This is a genomic window from Demequina litorisediminis, from assembly GCF_030161615.1.
GTDB lineage: Bacteria > Actinomycetota > Actinomycetes > Actinomycetales > Demequinaceae > Demequina > Demequina litorisediminis.
Window position 1 is genome coordinate 2,716,288 of the sequence record NZ_BSUN01000001.1, and the last position, 21,814, is coordinate 2,738,101.

Below are 21,814 nucleotides of genomic sequence, written 5' to 3' on the forward strand. Positions count from 1 at the left end.
GCGGTGAGCGCCACTCGCTCACGAAGAAGCCAGACAGTGATGCGCGGGTGCGGAACATGATGCCGCCCTCCCTTCTAGGTGGTCGGCGTCGCGGTGACGCCAACACCGGACAGGTGCACGACGTGCTACCGCGGTGGACGAAGTCTCGCTTTGGCGCGCGTTCGACGCGCTGTTGAATCAGGCCGGCTGTCAAGTGGGACGGCACGAGCTTCCGGGCACGTCGGCTGTCAATGGGGGCTGTGCGCGCCCGCCCCTAAGGTCTCCCCATGTGCCATGGTGCAGTCGTCGCGGAGTTCGTCGAGTACGTCCGAACTGACTTTCCGGAGGGGATCCCGCTGCTTCCCAACTACGGGTACCCGGACTCGCTTGCGCTTTGTGCCGTGGACTCCGTCTACTCGCTTGCAGCCCGATACTCGGGAGTGATCAATGCAGTCTCGCGCTACGGCGCGGTTCGCGCTGGGAGCGGTGCTGACGCGACCAAGGACTCGCTACTTGACCTGGTCGAAGCAATCGATCGGGTGGGCGGACCAACTGCGGCCGCCGAGCGCCTGTTCAAGAACCGCCAGATCACCCCTGGAACCAAGCGCCGCAAAGCCGAGGCGCGGTACGGCGCGGCGACGCGCCTATCGGGGCCTGAGGTGGGTATCGCCACGGCCTCCGACCTCGTCGCGTGCGCATGCGATCCGGCACGCCTCGAGAGGGTCCGTCGTGCATGGATGGCTGAGCCCGGTCTTGGGTATGCGTCCTGGCGCTACTTGCTAATGCTGGCTGGTGTGCCGGGCGTGAAGATCGATCGCATGATCACACGGTACGTCGCTCGTGCTTTTGGACGGACTCTTTCCAAGGTCGAACTCGAGGCAGCGTTCGCAGGTGCAGCGGCTTCACTCGGCGTCGGCATTCGAGACTTCCTGCAGCGCTACATGCCCTCGAACATCCCCATCCGCGCCACGCGTCGGCGTTCCGGTCTGAAGTGGGGTGTGCCGGCGATGCTCGTCGCCGGGATCTACTTGGTGATCGCGGCGGGTCTTGTGCAATGGATCGGCGACGGCGGACCGGGGTGGGTGTACGTCGTCGTTCTGGTGTGCCTGTGGAACGCGCTCATGCTCGCGATCAACGGGCCGGTCACGGTGGTGTTGCTCATCGGGGTGCGTGCTGAGGCAGGCTCGCGCGCGCCAACGATACCGCGGAGATACACATTCAAGGCCACGGCAGGACCAGCGCCTGCGCAACTTGCGGGCTTGAACTGTCACCGCAGTACGTGCCGAGTTCGCACCGCCAGTTCCGTCCCGTGCTCGACACCGAAGCCCAGTTGACCTTTGCCTCCACGAGAGTGCAAGTTGAGTGGCGAACTGCGGATCGGCGACACTGGCGGCGCAGCCAATTCCTCCCGACACGCGGTCATCGAGAGGCAGCAATCGGTTCAGCCGACTGGGCTGTTGGGGTCAGTGCTGCACCGATAGGCTCGCTCCATGATGGACATCTCAAGCGAGCACGACGAAGGCAAGCGTTGGCAACTTGACTTGGCTGCGGCTGAGATTGTTATGGAGCAAGCGCTTGCTCAACGTACTGCGGATCGCGCGAACGACAACTTCGTGGCGGGCGAGTGGGCGGAGGTCTCGCGGGAGGTCTACGGCTGGGCGCAGGCTAAGACGTACCTGGCGGCAGTTCTTTGCGGTCTCGTCGCCCGCGCGACTGATGCTCGCGCAAACCCGTTGAGTCTTCAGGTCGGAGACGATGCCGGGACATTCGGGTATGCCGCTACGAGTCTTTGGCAGGTCATCCAAGGTGTCGCGCATGGGCGTGTCGATCTGCGGTCACTCAAGAGCCAACCATTCAACAACAGTCCATTTGGGGGCAAGCGCATCTTGTCGTCCGATTGGGCGAACGTTGCACCACGCAATCGTCCACTCCTAGCCCGCACTGTCTCGCTTATGGCCAATGTGGCTGAGATGTCGCGATCGGACGCTGCACAGGCGTTGCGCGACTTTCTATCGGCTGTGCCTGATGCGACCCTCCCGAGCGTGCTTGAAGCCCATCTGGCCACGAGTCACCTCGATTTAGTGGCATTCTTCGAGTCGTTGGAAACGTTCCTACTTGACGACGGCGAGAACGGACGTCGCGCGCAGGCGATGGTCGCTGCAGCGATTTCATTGGTGCATCCGCTGGGTACTTTCACGCCGAAGAGCGTCAACGATCCCAGCCGAACGACGCCGGGTGACGTGTCTGTAACGGGCGTGACGTCGCTTGGTCGAAGGCGTGGACTCTACGTTGAGGCGAAACAGAAGTACACTCCCGCTGAGTGGGTTGGGCAGTTCGCCCACGAACTCGCTGAAAGGGATCCTGCCGGTGTCGGCGCCTACGCGGCACTGGTGAACGACCGCACGGAGAGGTCGGCCAGACGAGCCAGCAAGGCTTCCCGCATGGACGGAGGTCATGCGGGAAACCGGGGTTCTGATGACCATCTGGACCAATCCTTCCGACATGGTGCGCGAAGCGCTGACGTGGTCAGGGCTTGAGGTCACGGCTGCCGTTGCTCGCTTTGTCGAGCAGTACGTCTTCTTCCTCGAGTGGGTGGAAGCGGACCCTGCGACCGTCCAGGAGTGGCTCGCGGCAACTCGTGACTTCGGCGTCATCATCGTTCGCGACGACTAGTGAAGCCTGTGAGTAGTGGGGATTGTGCGGGCCGTGCGGGGTTATAACCAAGCCTGCGACCAGGGTCTAGTAGGCTCATCTGTTCACCAAACTGTCGCGAACGGCTCGCATCTCACCGGAGAGTGGACACGCCGTATGAAGCGAGGCATGGGTCTAGGCCTTCGCGCCAGGCTCCTCTCAGCACGCCTGCTCGAACGCGCGTTCGATCGGTGTGTCAGGACAGCAAGGTCGGTGGGGCGACGTAACCTTGCGGGATGGCGTACGACTTTGATGCTCACACCGGCGTTGCATTCGCGGACCTCTTCGCAGGAGTCGGTGGATTCGCGGCTGCGCTCACGCCTATGGGCGCCAATCATGCCTACGCCGTCGAGATCGACAAGGCGGCAGCAGCGGTGTACGAGGCGAATTGGCGCCACCGTGCACTCGGCGATGTCACCAAGGATGCCAGCGACGCCGGGGTGAGCGTTCCCGCGCACGACATCATCACGGGTGGGTTCCCGTGCCAGCCGTTCTCGAAGTCTGGCGCTCAGCGCGGCATGGAGGAAACGCGCGGCACTCTCTTCTGGCACATCGAAAAGATCGTTCGCGAGCGCAAGCCCACGCTTGTCTGTCTTGAGAATGTCAGGAACCTTGCAGGCCCGCGCCATATCCATGAGTGGGAAGTCATTATTCGAGAACTTCGGGCGCACGGCTACCAGGTTTCCGAGACTCCGGCCATCTTCTCTCCGCACCTAATCGATCCGAGGTTCGGCGGCGCTCCGCAGGTTAGAGAACGAGTCTTTATTACCGCGACGTTGGTCCCCGAAGGCCACGTGGCTGACCCGGAAGTGGCTCCTGTGCGGCTCCCCGCCGACGTATTCATGGAGCGTGAGTGGGATCTCGTCAGCGACCTGCCCATGGACAGGCTCACGCGCAATCCCTGGCACTGAGATTAGTGACGACGAGGTTATGTGGATTGACCACTGGGAGGTAATGGTCCAGCACATGCGCATGTGGCGTGCTTCGCAGGCGGCGGCGACTGGCGAGCCAGTGCGTCGGCTACCTGGATTCCCCATCTGGGCAGACGCGTGGGGCACCGAATGGACCAAGGCGCGCCGCGAAGCGTCTATCGCTGCAGGCTCCAGCGTGGAAGGCGGATTTCCTTCGCAAGAACTTCGATCTCTACGACGCGCTCAAGTTGCACCTAGGTGGTGACCTAGTCGGCAGGTGGCTTGCGAAGGTGCGCACGTTCCCAGAGTCGCGACGCAAGTTGGAGTGGCAGGCACAGGACACCGAGCGCCTTTGGGACTGCGTGATCTCGCTACGCCCGTCGGGGCTACGCGCCAAGCGGCCAACTCACCTACCGGCATTGGTCGCGATCACGCAGACACCCATCATCGGTCCAATGAGACGCCGACTTTCTCCCCGCGAAGCGGCGCGACTTCAGGGCTTGCCCGACAACTTCTCATTTGGGCCGCAGCGCGACGCTCTTACCTACAAGCAGATGGGCAACGGCGTGAACGTCGGTGTCGTGAACCAAGTGCTTAAGGCTCATTGTGAACGCGACAAGGATTTGTTGCTCGCGACGGAACGAGGCCGCGCGATCTACGAGTTGGTGTCGCGCGCAGTGACCGCCCGCTTCCAGTTGTCGAGGCAGTGCTGGACGGACACGGTGCCTTTGCCGGCGTAGGTAAGTAGGCCTCGTGGCCGCCGCCGCTAGGCGAGGGCAAATTCCTTGCGCGTGGTCCTGACTCATGCGATTCCCGTACCGCTCTTTGAGTCTGTCTTCGGGCCGCGCGGGAGTTGAACGGCGTCATGGCGGCGCGTTGGTGTGCCTCGAATCCAGTTGCTGATGCGTGTCCCCGCGCGCGACTAGAGTGTCGACGGGATAGTGTCGGCGCCGTCAGTTGGCAATCTCACGAGACGCCCACGGTGTGGTCTTGGAGGTGAACCCGAAGGCATGGAGGGAGCGCTTACGCGTGGCGCAATACGCAGTGAAGGCTCGAACGTTCGGTGCCGCTCGCCCTTCCTCGACACCCTGACGCTCCTGCGGACGACGCGTTCGTTGAGTGGTGCGCCGCCGAGAAAGCGGCAGGGCGCCCGCTCGCAGTTGACCTGTTCTCAGGCGCGGGCGGCCTCGGTGCAGGGGTAGAGGCGGCCGGGTGGACCGTAGTGGCGGCGGTCGACCACGACAAGGCGGCCCTTGACACCCACCGTGCGAATTTCCGCGGACAGGCGCTCGACGTCGACATGTCGGACGAGACTCAAGTGCGCGTCCTTATCGACCGCTTGAAGCCGCTGGAAGTTGATCTCGTTGCGGGTGGGCCACCGTGCCAACCGTTTAGTAGGGCGGGACGGGCCAAGATCCGCAGCCTCGTTGAGGGTGGAGTTCGTGATGCTGTCGATGGCCGCAAGGAACTGTGGCGCTCCTTCGTGGCCGTGGTGAAGGCATTGCAGCCTCGAGCCTGTGCTCATGGAGAACGTCCCAGACATGGCAATTGGTGATGATCTCACCGTGATTCGCGAGATCGCGGACATCCTCGAAGGCATTGGCTACGTCGTCGACTATCGGCTTCTCGATGCTTGGCGACACGGTGTCCCCCAACACCGAAAGCGGTTCATATTGCAGGCACGTAGGGACGGCGTTGACCCCATGTGGCCGGAGTTGAACAGTGAACGCCCGACTGTTCGCGACGCGATCGCGGATCTCCCGGCATTGCACGATTCGACTGGCGCCCGAGAGCCTTCCGTATTCCGGCGCGCCAATCAGTGTTCTAGCGAAGCGCTTGCGATCCTCGGATGGATCGGGCGTCATTCACGATCATATGACGCGCCCTGTGCGCGCGGACGACAAACAAGCATTTGAACTCATGACGTCGTCTACGTTGTATTCGGAATTGCCGGAACGGCTCAAGCGATATCGCTCCGACACATTCAATGACAAGTACAAGCGCCTACCCTGGGACGACCTGAGCAGAACCATAACCGCCCACATTGCGAAGGACGGCTACTGGTACATCCACCCTGCTGAGCATCGGACGTTGACGGTCCGGGAGGCCGCCCGCATCCAGACGTTCCCCGACGACTTCCGTTTCTCTGGCACGCGGAGCGATGCCTTTCGTCAGATCGGGAACGCGGTACCTCCTCTCCTGGGGCTTGCGGTCGCCGAGGCAATCCGACCCGACAACGGCGGTGACCAACTGGAGCGACTTCCGGTCTTGGAGCTTCGGCGCCAACTAGTGGCGTGGGCCAAGGCGCGCCGACGCGACGCTTGGTGGCTCTTTCCTGGTCCCGACATGACCACCTTGGCAGCCGCGTTTGCCGCGCTTCTTGAAGTTCATCAACTAACTCCCGACCAGGCTGCAGTGATGATGGAGCCGTTCCAAGGAGCGACTCGGATCACGCCGAGTGCGCTCGAGAAGATCGAGGCGACGAGATTCACTCCAGCGAGGGGGCGGGCGGTCGATGCAGCGATCAGGAAGCTCCAGGATGCCGCCGATAGCGACGAACTGATCGCGATCGACGGCCTGCTACGCCCATCGCAGCAGGCCGTGTTCGGGATGCTGCGCGGGGGCAACCAACTCATTACGAGCCAACGCGTAGTTGCGATTGTCGCCGAACTGCTCGATCTGCCCGAAGCGCAACGGGGACGCGGTACCGACATTAAGGTCGCCTTGGCACAGTTGGTCGGCGCGGGTGACGACGCCGCGTTGCGTATGGCCGCCATACGGGCGCTAGTTAAGGAAGATGTACAGTTGATTCTCGCTTTCCAACGCGAGGACTTGCACGATGCGACGGCTAGGGCATCATGAATCCGAGTTTGCCGCGAACAGAGTTTTCACGGACATCGGTGGAGATCGGGAGCACGGATGACTGACGGCGACGCACTGCGATTCCGCCCACGGGCAAGGCTCCTTCAACTTCTGGGCGACCAACTGATCGGTAGTCCCCGACTCGCGATCTTCGAGCTGTGAAGAACGCGTACGACGCTGACGCAACGCAAGCAGAAGTCACGATGGCGCGCCTCGACGCGACCGACGCAACGATTACGGTGGCTGATGACGGCGAAGGCATGTCGGAAGACACGCTGAGAAACATCTGGCTTGTACCGGGGCACGATCACAAGGCGAAGGATCGCGCGAGCGGAACAAGGACTCGGAAGGGGCGACTGCCGCTCGGTGAAAAGGGAGTTGGACGGTTTGCCGTGCACAAACTTGGCCGCGCTGTCGAAGTGGTTACGCGTCAGACCGACGGGCCCGAACTTGTACTCAAGATTGACTGGGACGACATTGCCTCCGTCGAGTACCTTGATGAGGCTCGAGTTGAGATTGTCGCGCGCACGCCCCAACTATTCTTGGGCGGTAGGGGCACGTCCGTGACGGTCTCGGCATTGCGCGGTCCGGCTTGGACTCGAGGTGAGGTCCGGCGCTTGTATCGGCAAATCACGTCAATCTCCTCGCCCTTCGCCGCTCGGTCCGACGACTTTGCTGCCACCTTGTCCCTTCCGCAGCAGGCCGATTGGATCGCGGACGTACCCAACACTGAGACCCTGCTTGAGAGTGCGCCGTGGCGTTTCACATTCTCGCTGAAGGACAACGAGTTCAGTTGGCGGTATGAGTTTCGCGGATTCAAGGGGATCGCGTTGAGCCCGCGCACGGCGGAGGGGACTCAGTTTGGCGTGCTCCTAGACCCCAAGGACTTGCCAGAGGGAGACCAGGACGCGCTAAGAGGCCAGGACAAGCCGCCGCGGGCGGTGCGGAGCAGTTCGACGCACCAAGAGGGGATCGGTCCAATATCGGGCACTCTTATGGTCTACGACCGCGACAAGGACGTGATAGAGAAGATCGGGAATAGCGCCTCGTTGCAGGAGTTCTTGAACGAGAGTGGTGGCGTACGGGTCTATCGAGACGGCATTCGTGTCTACAACTACGGTGAGCCGGGCGATGACTGGCTAGGGCTCGATATCCGACGAGTCAACTCCCCGACCAAGCGCATTAGCAACAACATCGTAGTAGGCGCCGTGGACCTGTCCCTTGCAGCAAGTAGTTACCTCGAGGAGAAAACGAACCGCGAGGGATTTGTCGAAGGCGTCGCGCTCGGACGTATGCGCGCCTTGATCCGTGGCGCAATAGCGGTTTTCGAGTCTGAGCGGAACATTGACAAGAAGAATCTTCGGAAGGCTCCTGGCTAAGAAGCGCAATTCGCTGAGTGGTGGCATCGAAAGGCCTCTCGAACAGATCAAAGTTCTTGCCAAAAGGAACAATCTGTCCGACGAGGTCGACCCGCTGATCGACAAGGCCCAGAAGGCCTACGACGATATGCGTGAAATAATGCTGCGTGCTGGAGTTTCCAGTATGTCACTCGTAATTGTTTACCATGAGATTGATCATGGTGTGCGATTGCTCCATACCGCGTTGCGTGGGGAGGCGACGCGGAACGAGCAGTTCAGCAGGCCCGTGACCTCGTTGCGGTGTTGGACAGTTTCGGCGACATCCTGCGTAAGGGAGAGGTCTCGGACCATGACCTTCGAGACCTGGCTGAGCGGGTTGCCGAACTCAACTCCGTTCGCCTGTCAAACCACGACATCGAACTCGAGGTGCGCGTCGACCGGAGTCCCGTAGCAACTCTCGCGCCGTCAAAGTTTCCACTCGGTCTCGTGCTTGGTGCCGTGACGAACCTCATTGATAACAGCGTCTACTGGCTCTCTTCGCGCTGGCCAGAGAACGCAGAGCAGGGGAGCCGCAGACTGCTTATCGCCGTTGACGCCGACTCCTATGAGGGCCCAGCGCTGATCATCGCGGACAATGGCCCAGGCTTCGCGGACGGGCTCGAAGACGCTACCGAACCGTTTTTCACGCGCCGTCCGGACGGTATCGGAGTCGGCCTGTATTACGTCAATCTGATCATGCATACGATCGGTGGTTCTCTGCGAATGGTAGACACCGATCTGTTTCCGCTCGGTGACGAGTATGACGGCGCCGCGCTCGCTCTAGTATTTCCGAGAGGCTAAATGTTCACGCCGCCGAGATTTGTTGTCATTGACGACGACCCGAGACACCTGGACGCCATCTCTTCCACGATCCAATCGCTCGGCTCCGCCTGCGCTCGTGTCCACTATCGACCCGAGCACGACGTGCCACGGGAGTTGTTCGCCGGTGTCAGAGCCTATATTCATTGACCTTCAGGCTCCAAGACCGGGCCGCAAGCAGTGACTTCAACCGCCACTTCGCTGAAATTCAACGAATACTCGGGAGAGTCATCGATACGTCTGGCGGACCGTACGTCCTGATCGTGTGGACGGACAAGCCCGAGCGGGTCGGCGAACTCGAGAGGTACCTGGAGGATAATTTCTTCCCCAGGAATCTTCACGCGAAGCCAATCGCGATTGTTCCGCTTTCCAAATCCAACTACATAGACATCGACACGGGCGCTCCCAATAGAGGCAACCTCGTGGAGGACATCCGTGAGCATTTGACTCGGCAGCCTGCGATGAGCGCTCTTGTGCAGTGGGAGGCGGAGGTTCTCGGCGCAGCGACGGGCGTTCTGACTGATGTAGGCTGGTCTCGCAGCAGATCTAGATGGGGACGCGCCTCTCCCAACGCTGTTGAAGCGGCTCGCGGTAGAAGCCGTCGGGCACGCAAACGCGGCAGATGACCCACGCGCTTCCATCCAGGCTGCGCTACTGCCGCTACTTCAGGATCGCCTCCAGAACGCGCCCGACGAAGGAGGTGAATGGGTGCGGTCGTTTGAAGGTGCCACTGAACCACCACCGGCGTTGTCAAAGACACAGGTCGGTTTGCTGAACACCAAGTTGCACGTCACCAGACAGGACACCGCACGTCCTATCTCGCCGCTTGCTTGGGGTGCGGTCTGTGAACCAGAGCCGGGGATCGACTGGAGCGAGTTCGGCGTCGCCGACGAAGCGACCTTTGTTAGCGAAATCGTCGCCAAGAAGGTCAGGATCGACCTGAAGAACTACGCGCCGGGCATAGCGCAGATCCGCATCGGTGCCGCTTGTGACTACGCACAGAAGGCCACAGGTCCGATTCCGTATGCGTTGGCGGCGCTGCTCCCCGTGAAGGACGGGGACCGCACCCATGAGTTGCAGCCCAAGTCGACTGGATGGCTGTCGCCGGAACTCGATTTTGGAAGCGGGATCGTTCAGGCTCTTCGTGGATCCTAGGTTCGTCAGGGTTCGGGGCTCGAATGTGGCAGTGTCATTCAAGCCCATTGGCCGAATCAAGGAGCAGTTGTTGCTCGAACTGGTCGGAGCCGTGAGTCATCACGGTTCGAGGCCAGGTATCGTGCGATTCCAAGTCAAAGGGTGACCGTTAGTCGCCTCGCGGGACCCCAGTGCTGGCGGAGTCTCGCCTGCCGATCACAGGGCGTGGGGGCTGAGTTCTCGGCGGGAGTCGCGGGGCCGAGTTCGGCTGGACTGCTCGCCGCCCCCCGACCTCATCAAATTGTCATCAGATTCAACCGTGAGCAACCGTGAACGTCCGGATACACTCGTGAACGACGGACCGTCCGGTTCCCGAACACCACGAGGGAATCCGAGAGTTCCGGGACTAACCGTGAATGACCGGAAAGAGACTGGTTGAAGCAGGGGGTCGCAGGTTCAAGTCCTGTCATCCAGACCGAGAGGAGAGCCGTGTTTCCTGGTAGACACCGGGAAGAACGACTCTCGTTCGGTATCGCACGTGGGTGCTAGCGAGCGCGTCACCCCCTTCTTTACTCGCGCACCCGCCGTTCCGGCGCCGGCGGCACCGGCTTAGCAGCCACAATCGCCGACACAGCAATAGTCACCACCCCACGCTTCCCGTCGACCACCACGGTCTCGGCATCGGCGCTCAGCAACATGCCCAACGCGTCCGTCGCCGAACCATCGGGCAACAGGTAGCGCACCACCACGCGCGCCCCGGGCGCGGGCAGCCGGATCACACCGTCACCACTTCGAGGGTGCGTAGTCCTTGAGGAACACCCCGAAGAGGTCCTCGCCGGCCTCGCCCCGGACCACAGGGTCGTAGACGCGCGCCGCGCCGTCGACCAGATCTAGGGGAGCGTGGAAGCCCTCCTCGGCGAGCCGCACCTTGGTGGGATGCGGCCGCTCGTCGGTGATCCAGCCGGTGTCGACGCTCGTCATCAGAATCTGGTCGGACTCGAACATCTCGCGCGCGCTCGTGCGCGTCAGCATGTTGAGCGCCGCCTTCGCCATGTTGGTATGCGGGTGCCCAGGGCCCTTGTAGCCGCGCTCGAACACGCCCTCCATCGCGGAGACGTTCACCACATAGGAGCGACCGGAGCCAGAGCCCGACGCCGATGCTGCAGCGCCCGCCGCGAGAGCCGGCCGCAGGCGATTGATCAGAATGAACGGCGCGGTCGAGTTGCACAGTTGCACCTCGAGCAGGCTCCAGCGGCGTCACGTCGCCCACCGCCTGCACCCACGAATTCGACCCGTGAAGATCGGGCACTAGACCGCCAGCGTCAATCGCCGTGCCGTCCGCGAGTCGCGCTAGCGACGACGATCCCGGCGCGAGCGCCTGGTCGGTGAGGCGCTGAGCCTCCCTCGAACCCATTTCCGCCAGGTGCGCGGACGCCAGCAGAGGATGCGTGGCGGCCGAGGCCTCGATGCTGACGGGGTGAGCATCGGCCGTGCGCCCCAGGGTGAGCAGCCGCGGCCCCTGACCCTCGGCCCACAGACCCTGCTCGAGCGGCACAGACTCGGCCTCCACGAGGGGCGCGTACGCGCCGGGGGAGCGGCGCACTGTCTGCGCCGCGTTGTTGATCAGAATGTCGAGCGGCCCGCCCGCGGCGACAGAATCGGCCAGCGCGACCACCTGGGCCGGGTCACGTAGGTCGATGCCGACCACCGTGACGCGGTGAAGCCACAGCGCGGCATCGGGCATGGCGGCGAAGCGCCGCACCGCGTCGCGGGGGAAGCGCGTCGTCACGGTCAGGTCGGCGCCGTCGCGCAGCAGCCGCAGCGCGATGTGCATACCGATCTTCGCCCTGCCGCCCGTCAGCAGCGCGCGGCGTCCCCGCAGGTCCGTGCTCGCATGCCGCTTGGCGTGACTGGTTTCCGCACACGCGGGGCACAGGCTGGTGATAGAACGCGTCGACGACCGTGTACTTCTGCTTGCAGATGTAGCACGGGCGCGCCTTGAGGTACTCGCCCGCGGTCGGCGTCGCCGCGCGCGCCTCCAGCGTCAGCCCGCGCGTCTCGTCATCGATACGGTCCGATGCCCCCGTCGCCGTGGCGGCGACCACAGCGGTGTCGTTCGCGGCGATGGTGGCGCGCCGCTCGCGCCGCCTGCTCTGCTTGACGGCCTTGATCATGTGGGCCGTCGCGTTGCGCACCGCCACGAAATCCGGGTCCTGCTCGTCGACGTCGCTCAGCGAGGCGAGCACCCGCAACGTGGTCTCGAGGTCACCGGGGTCGATGCGGTGCTGGCGGTCGGCGGGTGCGGACGGTGTGGACACTCGCTCTAGTTTACGGACGCCGCGTGGAGACCGTGACGGTGAACTTGGCGTTGCGCGCCACCTGAGCGGTGGGCCCCACGATTGTCGAGAGCCTGCGGCCTGTACCGCAGGGCCGAGTTCCACACGCACCACAGTTCGCCGCCAGGACGCAGCACGCGTGCCGCATCGGCGAACAGCCGCGGCGCCAGCAGATCCGTCACGGCTGCGCCCGAGTGAAACGGCGGATTCAGCGCGATGAGGGACGCGCTCGAGTCCGGCCGCGAGGCGAGCGCGTCGTCGCGCGCCACCTCCACGCGTGAGTTGATCCCGTTGGCGATCATCGTCGCCCGCGCGGACTTAACCGCGACGGCCGACTGATCCGAGGCGTAGACGCGCACCTCAGGGTGGCGCGTCGCCATCCACGCGGCCACGATCCCCGTGCCGCAGGCCAGGTCGATCCACGGGTCGTCGGCGGTCCCGCCCGCGGGAGCGGCCGGGAGTTGCTCCAGCAGGAGCCTGGTGCCGATGTCGAGGTTCGCACCCGCGAACGCCCCGCCAAAGGCCCGCACCTCTAAGCCCTCCACCCGGGCCGCTGCGGGCACGGGGTCGCGGCCCTCGCGCGGCGAGCGCGCGATGAGGACGCGCGACTTCTGCCGGGCGTGACTCACGTCGAGGCGGCCGAAGTGTTCGCCGAGCACAGCGTTCATCGACACCGACATGTGCTTGAGCCGGCCGCCCGCGAACACGATCACCTCGGGATCCGCGTACGCCGCGATGAGGCCCGCCATGTCGCGCAGCGCCTCCAGCGACCGGGGAGCCTCAGCAGCACCACGCGGGCGCCGCGCACCAGCGCCGGCTCCAGGCGATGCACCTCAAACGCCGCACCCAGGCCGGCGCGCTCGGCGTTGGCCTCCAGGGCGCGCTCGCCATTCAGCGGATCCACATGCGTGCGGATGCCGGTCGCGCCCTCGGCGGCGGCTCCCAGGGTGAGGGCGCCATAGCCGTCACCGATCACCACCACGGTGCCAGGCGCCGCGGACGCACGGTGCTCGCTCGACTCGTCCAACATCAGCCTGTCTGCGGCATCGACGGCGACAAGCCCCGGCGCCTCGACATCGGGCCACCGGCGTAGCGCGTCCAGATCGAGCGGCGGGGGAGACATCACCGTCAGAGCCTAGCCCTGGGCATGCCGCAAGGCCCGCGCGGCACTACACTTTTCTGGTCGACAAGACAACCCCTTATCCCTTGAGCAGAGGAACCCTCATGCGCTTCTCCATCACCGCTGCCGTCGGCGTGCTCGCCGCGGCCACGCTCCTCACCGCGTGCAGCAGCGACGCCGACACCGACGCCTCGGCATCGGCCAGCACCTCGCCGTCCGCCGAGGAGAGCCTTCGACGCCTCGCAGGTCTCGACCATCGTCGAGGACGTGCGTGTCGCGACCGGTTGCGAGACCTGGGCGGGCGGCCGCGTCGCCGGCGCCGGCTACGTCTCCACCTGGGAGTACACCTGCGACGTCGACGGCGACATGGTCGTCGACTCGACCCTCGCGATCTACACCACCGCCGACGCGCTCGAGGGCGACGTTGCCACCCGCGAGGCCGCCGACGCTGCTACCGCGATCGTGAAGGGTGACGACTACCTCTTCATCACCACGGACGCTGACCAGGCGACCGCGGTCGAGGGCCTCGGCGCCGAGGTGGTTCGCCCGCTGTCCTAAGCGGCACCCCTGATGGTCTGGCGGTCCCCGGTTGAGCCTGCGCTCCCGGGGCCGCTGGCCCGTAACCTGAACGCATGACCCCCCACGATCCGACCACCCTCATCCGCGTCTCCGCGGTGGTGCTGCGCAACGAGCGCGGCGACATCCTCACCGTCCGCAAACGCGGCACCGCCCGCTTCATGCTTCCCGGCGGAAAGCCGGAGCCGGGCGAAACCGCCGTCGAGGCCGCGCTGCGCGAGTGCCACGAGGAACTTGGGATCACACTGGATTCCGCGCGCCTCACGGAGCCTGGGGGTACTACGGGCCGATGCCGCCAACGAGCCCGGCCACGTGGTCGAGGGCACGGTCTTTGTGCACCCGGCCGTGGCGGTCGACGCTCCGGCTGCCGAGATCGAGGAGCCTGCGCTGGCTCGATCCGAGCGCGGAGGCTCCCCGGCGACCTTGCGCCGCTCCTGGAGAAGGAGATCCTGCCGCTGCTGGTGTCCTCAGGCAAGCAGCGGCAGGACCGTTCCTACTGGACGGGAATGACCAGCACCCACGGGCTTCCGCCCGCCACGTTGGTGCCGGGCTCGGTGCCCTGGCTCCACCACTTCGCCTCGTAGGGCACCAGATCGAACAGGACCCGGTCGCCGGCGTTGTACGTTTCCTCGGCGTCCCACTCGGGGTAGGTGCCCGCCGGAAGGGTCGGCAGCGGAGCGGGCGTGTCGCCGGGCAGCACGGGGCCGATGAGCGTCCACGGGTCGTCACCGCCGCTCGGCGTGGACCCGGGCGCGACGCCGCTGGTCCAGTACCGGGCCTCGTAGACCTGTTTGTGCCACACGATCTTGGTGCCGCCGGGGTACGTGCCGAGCGGGTCCCAGATCGGGTACGGGCTGGTTTCCGGGTCGTCGGTCACGTTGGCCGGGTTCTCGGTCGCCTCGGGCGAGGACTCCTCGCTGGGCTCCGTGGTCGGCGACGCGGAGCCTGTCCGATGCCTCCTCGGACTGCGCGGCCGGAAGGTTCGCCGCGAGCGTGTCGGCGTACGAGGCGCCGTCCTGGTTCACCCCGCTGCACGAGGTCTGCACCACGGTCGTGACGGTCGGCAGCGGCGACTCGCAGGTCGCGTCTCGGTTGAGCGACCAGATGCCCACCAGACCCACACCGTGGTCGAGCGCGAACTGGTTGACCCGCTCCGCATCGGCGATGGTGAAGGTCTCGGACGAGACGTCGTTCTGACCGATCATCACCGTCATGCCCACGTGACCCCACGCCGCGGAGGCCGACAGCGACGTGCCAGCAGCCGTGTAGAGGTCGTCCACCTGGCCCTGGAGCGCCGTCATGGCCTGCGCCACGAGGTCGGACTGCGGGTTGGCGGACGAGGTGGCGGCGCCGAAGTTCATCGCCATGCCGTTGACGCCAGCGAGGTCCACGCCCGCGGCCAGGGTCTGCCGCACCACGTTCTGACCCGCCGCCGTGAGGCCGGCGGTGTCGACGGGAAGCGTCAGCCACACGGCGAGGGGGTCGCCTTCGCCGCGCTCTTCCTGCAGCGCCGCGATGGCGTTGGCGCGGCGGTCGATGCTCGCGGAGTCATCGAGCGCCGCGCCCTCCACGTCGAGGTCGATCGAGTCGAGGTCGTAGCGCTCCACCACCGAGCGGTAGGCGTCGAGAAGCGCCTCATCATCGGTGCAGCCCACCGCGAGCGACGTGTTCGCCTGGCCGCCGAAGGACACGCGCACGTGTCCACCCACAGATGCCAACTGGACGATGCGACGGTCAAGTTCCATCTCATCCGAGGCCTCGTCGAGCGAGTAGTAGCCGCCCCAGGCGGGCTCACACGCGTCCTGCGGGTCGGAGACCACGAAGGACAGGGTGACGTCGGACTGCGCAGCGCCCGTGGGCGTCTCGAATCCGAAGGCGGGCGTGGCGGTCACGTCGACGTAACCGCTGAACGTAGACGGACCCGGCTGCAGCGGGCCGATGGCCGCCGCGGAGACGGCCTTGAAGCCGAACCACCCGACGGCCGCCGTCACCAGCAGGAGGACGAGGACGCGGGACTTGGAGATACGCGTGGTGCGCACGCGCGCGGACGATGAAGACATGGTGAGGCTCTCCTGCGGCTTAGTCGCGCTGGCGGGCGCGGGTGTCGCCGTAGCGGGGGCGGGTGGTGGAGGACACGGTCACCGGCGGGGGAGTGTCCGAGGTCGGGTCGTGGTCGGGTCCGAAGTACAGGACTGACTCCCACGCATCGGCGACGGTGCGCTGTTCCAGAGCGGCCTTCTTAGGCTTGCGCGGCACCTTCACCCAGTGGACGGCGCCCAGCACGATGTCTACCAGGGAGTTGCGGAAGCCGATGAACGCGCCGATCGCGTACGTGGTCAGCACACCGTTGAAGGCGGCGAACGCGGCGTGGTACCAGTTTTCCGTGCGGATGTCGTTGGCGAGCGTGTAGAACGAGAACAGCGCGATGGCGTACGCCGCGAGCACGTAGAGCGCGGGCGCGGCCGTGCGGTTCGCGACCTTGGGGGTGCGCGCGAACGCGATCTTGGACTTCGCCGCGGCCTGCTGGAGCGACTTGAGCGTGCCTCCGAGGTTCACCGCGAGCAGGATCAGGTTGAACGCGTAGACGCGGAACACGTCGGTGCGCTTGTAGCCCATGCGCTTGAAGTCGTAGGACATCGCCAGGAAGTACGGCAGGGCCGCCGCGACGATGATGGGGCTGAGCAGGCGGTCATCGAACGGGTAGGTCAGCAGCAGCAGAAGCCCGAAGGCGGCCCACGAGATGGACGCCATGTAGTTGACGCGCAGAATGATCGACGAGCGGCGGATGCGGTTGCCCTGCTTCTTGCGCTGCTTCACGAGGCGCCTGAACTTCGGGGCGATCAGCAGGCCGCCGTTGGCCCAGCGGGCGCGCTGCACCGCGAGGGAGCCGAAGTCGGGCGGCGTGGCGCTATACGACAGTCGCTCGGGGTAGTTGTACAGGCTCCAGCCGTGCGCCACGAGGTCGATGCTGGACTCCGTGTCCTCGATGACGGTGCGGTCCTGGACGTAGCGGCGCACCTCCTGACCGCCCACGTAGGTCACCTCGACGATGTCGTTGAGCGCCGTCTTGCGGATGACCGCGTTGGCGCCCACCCAGAAGGTCGCGTCGAAGTAGGTCAGGCCCTGGTGGAGGATGTGCTGAATATCGGTGGTGGCCGCAGCGATGCGCTCGAGGCGCGTGGTGGCGCCGCGGAACGCCGAGTACGGCGTCTGGATCACGGCGATGCGCTCATTACCGGGCATCTCGAGGTGGTGAACCAGGCGCAGGCAGTACTCGCGCAGGATCACGCTGTCCGCATCGAGCGTCAGCACGTAGTCGGAATCCGGGATGAGGACGCCGTCCTCCGCATCGGTGAAGCGCAGCATGGGACCCGAGCGGGTCTCGACGCGGCGCACCTTGCGGCCCATGAGGCCCAGGTACGCGTTGAGGTTCATCGCCTTGTTCGCGTCGTGAGGCAGGTTCGCGTACGCCTTGCGCTCGAACGAGGACACCTGAGCATCGAACGTCCACACCAGGCGCCTGCACAGGCTGGCTGAGGCGCGCGGTGGGCAGCGCCGCGCCACTGTCGAGCGATGCGAACAGCGCCTGCGCGGTGGTGTCCATGTCGTCGGCGAGGCCGCCCAGCACCTCATCGGCGAGGAAGTCGTCGGCGTTGTTGGTGCGTACATACTCGTCGCGCTGCTCGCGCAGCCACGCGGCGGCCCAGCGGAAGTCGCGGCCAAGGTCACGCACCTGGTCGGGGGTGCTCGCACCGTCGGTGAGCGCGGCCTCCTCGTGGCGTGCCAGCGACTCGGTGAACCGGTGGTACGGCCCCGCCAGGAGCATCTGGATCTCGCCGGGCACGGCGCGGCACGCGTCGAGGCTGGCCATCGCGGCCGGGTCCGTCGGGTGCGGCGGGTCGTCGAGAAGCAGCACCACGCGGATGTCCGGGTACTCCTGGAGCGCCGCAGACAGCAACGTGGCGCGCACGACCGCGGGGTCCTCGGCGTAGGAGGGCACCAGGGCGGTGAGCGACGGCCTGCTGACGGAGAAGAACGCATCGATCTCCGCGCGCGGCGTCCGCACGTGGTCGCGCGAGCGGTACAGCGCGCCCTGGCGAGCCAGCAGGTACGAGAACGTCGAGAAGATGAGGAAACCCATCACGATGACGTACGCGATGGCCTGCCAGACGAAGGCGCTGCCGATGATCCCTTCGTCGATGACCTGCGACACGATGGTGATCGCGAGGTACGCGACGAACATCACCACGGTGGCCACGATCGCGAAGCCGCCCAGCCACGTCGCCGCGGTGCTCGCGGGCTTCTCGATGGCGGGAAGTGGCGGACGCGGTCGCTCCGCACCCCACTGACGCCTGCGGCGCTTCGGGGGCTTGGGGGCATCGGCCGAGACGGGCGACTCCTGCTCCATCTCGAGGACCTCGAGCGGGTTGGCGTGATCGTCGTCGTGGGCGCGCGCGGGCGCAGCAGAACCGGCGGCGGGCGCGGCGGCGCCCGACCTCTGGTCGTGTGTTGGCATGGGTGACTACCTCAGCGTCGTCGTGTCGCGGCGAATCGCGACCCCGGCGAGTCTAGGTCGGACGACCCAACTTGACCAGGGTTTCGAGTGATATTCGTCACATCTCGTGGGAATCTTCTCGTTCGGCGAGGGCAACAATGCGATTGACCATGCCCGCGAATACGAGACCGTGAAACGGCAGCATGGCGAGCCAGTACAGGCGGCCCGTGAGCCCTCGCGGGAAGAAGACGGCGCGTTGGCGGTACGTGCAGCCGTCCTCGGACGGCTCGACGGCAGGCTCCAGCCAGGCACGCCCGGGAACTCGCATCTCGGCTCGCAGGAGCAACAGATGGCCGGGCTCCACGCGCTCCACCCGCCACAGGTCAATCGCATCCCCCACGCGCAGATGCCTCAGCGTGCGGCGGCCCCGCCGCAGGCCCACACCACCCGCCAGACGATCCATCAACCCCCGGGCCGCCCACAGTGCCGATGCCGAGTACCAGCCCGTGGCACCGCCGATCTGCTCGACGACCGCCCAGACGGCGCGGGTGCTCGCGGTCGTGTCCCGATGCCGCTCGTCGGTGAACTCGGGCCTGCCTGCCCAGTCGGGATCGCTGGGGAGCGGATCGCTGGGCGCGCCACGCACCGATGCGTCTTGCCAACTGGTTTCGACGGCATCGGCTCAAGCCTGCCCAGCGCCCAGCGCACGGCTTCCTCGTACCCGGTCAGTCCCTCGGGCGGCGGTGCGATGACCTGGTCGATGTCACGGCTCTTCACCACGCACGAGTGAAGCAACGACTCGACGAGGGGGCGCGCGATGCGGCGCGGTACCGGCGTCACCAGGCCCACCCAGTGCGACGCGAGGCCAGGAGTCAGCACGGGCAGGGGCAAGATGCGGCGTCGGGGGAGGCCCGCGATGGCGGCGTAGCGGTTCATCATGTCGGCGTACCGCATGACGTCCGGACCGCCGATGTCGAATGCACGGTTGGTGGCGTCGTCGAGCCGGGTGGCCGCGAGCAGATAGTGCAGAACATCGCGGACAGCGATGGGTTGGATGCGGTTCATCACCCACCGGGGAGCGGGCATGAAGGGCAGCACCTCGGTCAGATGCCGCACCATCTCGAAGGACGCCGAGCCGGCGCCGATCACCACGCCGGCCTGCAGCACCAGGGTGGGGGTGCTGGAGGCGAGCAGGATGTCTCCCACCTCCTTGCGCGACGCGAGGTGCGCAGAGAGCCTCCACGCCATCGGGATGCAGACCACTGAGATAGATCAGGCGCCCCACGTTCTCTGTGGCGGCGTGTCTCGCGACCGAGAGGGCGATACCCCGGTCGATCCGGCCGTAGTCCCGAGCGGCGGACATCGAGTGGATGAGGTAGTGGACCACGTCGACACCCACCATTGCGCGGGCGATGGAGTCATCGTCGGTCGCGTCGCCTTGGACGATCTCCACGTCGCGAGCCCAGGGCTGCCCCTCGACGCGCCGCCGTGACCGCGTGAGAACCCGGACTCGATAGCCCGCCGTGATGAGCCGCGGCACCAGTCGACCGCCGATGTACCCCGTGGCGCCAAGGACGAGCACGAGCGGTGCATCACCTGTGCCCGTGCCGGCAGCCCGCAGCCACGGTTCTGCTCCGGTGGGAGAGCCTCGGAGCGTCTGCATCGTCGCGAGTCATGCCACGGAAACCGCGTCAGGCCCCCGCGCCATTCCCCGGCGCGAAGCCCTAGTCCAGAAAGATGTCCGGAAACAGGTCCTCATCCGCGGTGCCTGGCACGGCGGCGTACTCGCTGAAGTCGGTCACTCCCGCCGCGGTGAGCAGGTCCTCGACGAGAAGGCTCTCACCCGCGACCTCCGCGGGGGCGGACGTCAGCACCACGTGGGCCGCGTCCGCATAGATCTCCGGGGTTCTGCTCTGGCGCATGAGCCGCTCGCCGCCGATGACGTTCCTCACCGCCGCCGTCGCGATGGTGGTGCGTGGCCACAGGGTGGTGGCGGCGCCACCCATGGCGACGAGGTCCTCGTTCAGCCCCAGCGTCGCCATCGTCATCCCGAACTTTGCCAGGCTGTAGCCGGTGTGTGCGCCGAGCCATCGCGCCGACGGATTGAGGGGCGGGGACAGGGACAGCACGCGGGGAGTCGCGGACACCGCGAGGTGCGGCAGCGCGGCCCGGGTGAGCATGAAGGTGCCGCGCACATTCACGTCCTGCATGAGGTCGTACTTCTTGGGCTCGAGGTCCGCCGTGGGGGACAGGTCGATCACCGAGGCGTTGTTGATCACGATGTCGATGCCGCCGAACTCGCCGACGGTCGCCTCGACGGCGCGAGCGATGTCGTGATCGCTCCTGACGTCCCCAACCACGGCGAGGGCGGAGCCGCCTGCCGCGGTGATGGCCTCGGCCGCCGTATGCACCGTGCCCTCCAGTCGGGGGTGAGGTGCGTCGGTCTTGGCCAGCAGTGCGACGTTGGCGCCGTCCCGGGCGGCGCGCAGGGCGATCGCAAGGCCGATGCCTCGCGACCCTCCCGACATCAGCAGGGTGCGGCCGGACAGGGTTGAGCCGGTCATCGGCGTGCCTCCCGAGCCGCGCTGGCCGCGGCGAATGCGGCGATGCGCCCGCGCGCCTCGTCGGCGTCGAAGGCGGCGCCGATGGTGGTGGCCTCGTCCTCAAGGCTGGCCGCGAAGGGACGCGCAGCGGAGGCCTGGATGAGACGCTTTGCCTGTCCGAAGGCCCCGGTCGCGCCGTCGAGCCACCCCTGCGCAATCTCGCGGGCACGCTGTTCGGGCTGCTCGTGGACTTCCTCGACGAGGCCCCACGCAAGGGCAGTCTGCGCATCGAGCCTCGCGCCCGAGCGTCAGGATGGCCGTGGCGCGGCGCGGCCCCACGGCGCGCACCAGAAGTGTGCTGACACCGAGATCCGGAGTGAGGCCCACGTCCGTGTAACGTCCGGCGACGCGAAGGTCGGGGGCGGCGACCACCACATCGGCCGCCAGCATGAGGCCGATGCCGCCTCCGGCGACGGCGCCACGTACCGCCGCGACCACAGGAATGGCCGACGAGGTCAGGGCGCTGATGCCCTCGTGAATCACTCGCGCTGCCGCGGTCACGTCGGCCCCCGTGGCGCCGCCGGAGGCCATGGCGAGCACGTCGCCGCCGGCACAGAAGGCACCGCCCTCGGCGTCGAGGATGACGGCGCCAAGGCTGGGAGTCGAGGTCGCCTCGAGGCAGGCGTCGCGGTAGGCGGCACCCATGGCGAAGTCGATGGCGTTGAGCCGCTCGGGCCTCGACAGGGTCACCTGCGCCAGGGCGCCGTCGATGGTGAGCGTGATGCCGTGGGGCATGGAACCTCCCGTGCTGCGCCGGTGCTGGGTTCGTCGGTGAACCGCATCCCCATCCTGACACGGCCGTGCGCTCACCCCTTGCGGCCTGACGTTCGGCGTGTTCCAATAGCGATATATCGTTCAGAGTCGTTCGGCAGTCGAACGACATGGAAACAC

21 protein-coding genes and 3 pseudogenes are annotated in these 21,814 nt (G+C 65.9%); 13 read left to right on the forward strand and 11 right to left on the reverse strand.

Features of this window, described 5'->3' with window-relative positions:
- Positions 1–266: 266 nt before the first annotated feature.
- The 11 genes from QQK48_RS16585 to QQK48_RS16630 all read left to right on the forward strand — a co-directional run bounded on the left by QQK48_RS16585 (position 267) and on the right by QQK48_RS16630 (position 9,814).
- Positions 267–1,313, forward strand: a complete 1,047-nt coding sequence (locus QQK48_RS16585) for a DUF8548 family protein (protein WP_284329161.1) — start codon at positions 267–269, stop codon at positions 1,311–1,313.
- Positions 1,314–1,469: 156 nt separating this feature from the next.
- Positions 1,470–2,516, forward strand: a complete 1,047-nt coding sequence (locus QQK48_RS16590; RefSeq protein ID WP_284329162.1) for a restriction endonuclease, SacI family — start codon at positions 1,470–1,472, stop codon at positions 2,514–2,516.
- Positions 2,482–2,652, forward strand: coding sequence for a hypothetical protein (locus QQK48_RS16595; protein ID WP_284329163.1), 171 nt, complete (start codon positions 2,482–2,484; stop codon positions 2,650–2,652). The genes QQK48_RS16590 and QQK48_RS16595 overlap by 35 nt, the downstream gene beginning before the upstream one ends.
- 254 nt (positions 2,653–2,906) lie before the next feature.
- Entirely contained in the window at positions 2,907–3,581 is a 675-nt protein-coding gene (gene dcm / locus QQK48_RS16600; protein WP_284329164.1) for a DNA (cytosine-5-)-methyltransferase, read from the forward strand.
- A 500-nt stretch (positions 3,582–4,081) separates the two neighbouring features.
- A complete protein-coding gene (locus QQK48_RS20725) occupies positions 4,082–4,321 on the forward strand; it encodes a hypothetical protein (protein ID WP_348523712.1) in 240 nt (79 codons plus the stop codon).
- 323 nt (positions 4,322–4,644) lie between these two features.
- On the forward strand, positions 4,645–5,136 hold the full coding sequence (locus tag QQK48_RS22315; protein ID WP_431308380.1) for a DNA cytosine methyltransferase: 492 nt from the start codon (positions 4,645–4,647) through the stop codon (positions 5,134–5,136).
- Complete coding sequence (locus tag QQK48_RS22320) at positions 5,123–5,497, forward strand: DNA cytosine methyltransferase (protein WP_431308381.1); 375 nt, start codon at positions 5,123–5,125, stop codon at positions 5,495–5,497. Before QQK48_RS22315 ends, QQK48_RS22320 begins: the two co-directional genes overlap by 14 nt.
- Positions 5,469–6,443: a DNA cytosine methyltransferase gene (locus QQK48_RS16615; protein ID WP_284329166.1), complete on the forward strand. Its 975-nt coding sequence runs from the start codon at positions 5,469–5,471 to the stop codon at positions 6,441–6,443. The genes QQK48_RS22320 and QQK48_RS16615 overlap by 29 nt, the downstream gene beginning before the upstream one ends.
- A 158-nt stretch (positions 6,444–6,601) precedes the next feature.
- The gene (locus QQK48_RS16620) at positions 6,602–7,822 is read left to right on the forward strand and encodes an ATP-binding protein (protein WP_284329167.1); all 1,221 of its coding nucleotides are present in this window, start codon (positions 6,602–6,604) and stop codon (positions 7,820–7,822) included.
- Between the two features lie 279 nt (positions 7,823–8,101).
- Entirely contained in the window at positions 8,102–8,641 is a 540-nt protein-coding gene (locus QQK48_RS16625; protein ID WP_284329168.1) for an ATP-binding protein, read from the forward strand.
- Positions 8,642–9,235: 594 nt separating this feature from the next.
- Positions 9,236–9,814, forward strand: a complete 579-nt coding sequence (locus QQK48_RS16630; protein ID WP_284329169.1) for a hypothetical protein — start codon at positions 9,236–9,238, stop codon at positions 9,812–9,814.
- Positions 9,815–10,362: 548 nt separating this feature from the next.
- On the opposite strand, the gene QQK48_RS16635 is transcribed toward QQK48_RS16630, so the two are convergent.
- The 4 genes and pseudogenes from QQK48_RS16635 to QQK48_RS16650 all read right to left on the reverse strand — a co-directional run bounded on the left by QQK48_RS16635 (position 10,363) and on the right by QQK48_RS16650 (position 13,457).
- On the reverse strand, positions 10,363–10,572 hold the full coding sequence (locus QQK48_RS16635) for a putative acetyltransferase (RefSeq protein ID WP_284329170.1): 210 nt from the start codon (positions 10,570–10,572) through the stop codon (positions 10,363–10,365).
- 4 nt (positions 10,573–10,576) lie between these two features.
- Positions 10,577–12,111: pseudogene (locus QQK48_RS16640) on the reverse strand (SDR family NAD(P)-dependent oxidoreductase).
- A gap of 10 nt (positions 12,112–12,121) precedes the next feature.
- A pseudogene (locus QQK48_RS16645) lies at positions 12,122–13,252 on the reverse strand (class I SAM-dependent methyltransferase).
- A 76-nt stretch (positions 13,253–13,328) separates the two neighbouring features.
- Entirely contained in the window at positions 13,329–13,457 is a 129-nt protein-coding gene (locus QQK48_RS16650; RefSeq protein ID WP_284329171.1) for a hypothetical protein, read from the reverse strand.
- Positions 13,458–13,516: 59 nt separating this feature from the next.
- Here QQK48_RS16650 and QQK48_RS16655 point away from each other — a divergent pair, with 59 nt between their 5' ends.
- Entirely contained in the window at positions 13,517–13,807 is a 291-nt protein-coding gene (locus QQK48_RS16655) for a hypothetical protein (RefSeq protein ID WP_284329172.1), read from the forward strand.
- A gap of 74 nt (positions 13,808–13,881) precedes the next feature.
- Positions 13,882–14,409, forward strand: coding sequence for an NUDIX hydrolase (locus QQK48_RS16660; protein ID WP_348523713.1), 528 nt, complete (start codon positions 13,882–13,884; stop codon positions 14,407–14,409).
- Here the strand turns inward: QQK48_RS16660 and QQK48_RS16665 are convergent.
- The 7 genes and pseudogenes from QQK48_RS16665 to QQK48_RS16695 form a co-directional block, all read right to left on the reverse strand.
- Positions 14,319–14,627, reverse strand: coding sequence for a carbohydrate-binding protein (locus tag QQK48_RS16665; RefSeq protein WP_284329173.1), 309 nt, complete (start codon positions 14,625–14,627; stop codon positions 14,319–14,321). The genes QQK48_RS16660 and QQK48_RS16665 overlap by 91 nt on opposite strands.
- A complete protein-coding gene (locus QQK48_RS16670; RefSeq protein ID WP_284329174.1) occupies positions 14,551–15,885 on the reverse strand; it encodes a chitinase in 1,335 nt (444 codons plus the stop codon). The genes QQK48_RS16665 and QQK48_RS16670 overlap by 77 nt, the downstream gene beginning before the upstream one ends.
- 19 nt (positions 15,886–15,904) lie before the next feature.
- Entirely contained in the window at positions 15,905–17,137 is a 1,233-nt protein-coding gene (locus QQK48_RS16675) for a glycosyltransferase family 2 protein (protein ID WP_284329442.1), read from the reverse strand.
- A complete protein-coding gene (locus tag QQK48_RS16680; RefSeq protein WP_284329175.1) occupies positions 17,058–18,341 on the reverse strand; it encodes a glycosyltransferase family 2 protein in 1,284 nt (427 codons plus the stop codon). The genes QQK48_RS16675 and QQK48_RS16680 overlap by 80 nt, the downstream gene beginning before the upstream one ends.
- A gap of 97 nt (positions 18,342–18,438) precedes the next feature.
- A pseudogene (locus tag QQK48_RS16685) lies at positions 18,439–19,983 on the reverse strand (SDR family oxidoreductase).
- A 61-nt stretch (positions 19,984–20,044) separates the two neighbouring features.
- On the reverse strand, positions 20,045–20,884 hold the full coding sequence (locus tag QQK48_RS16690; RefSeq protein WP_284329176.1) for an SDR family oxidoreductase: 840 nt from the start codon (positions 20,882–20,884) through the stop codon (positions 20,045–20,047).
- Positions 20,885–20,983: 99 nt separating this feature from the next.
- Positions 20,984–21,658 (reverse strand): enoyl-CoA hydratase/isomerase family protein, encoded by a 675-nt coding sequence (locus QQK48_RS16695; protein ID WP_284329177.1) that lies wholly within the window; start codon positions 21,656–21,658, stop codon positions 20,984–20,986.
- Between the last annotated feature and the right edge of the window lie 156 nt (positions 21,659–21,814).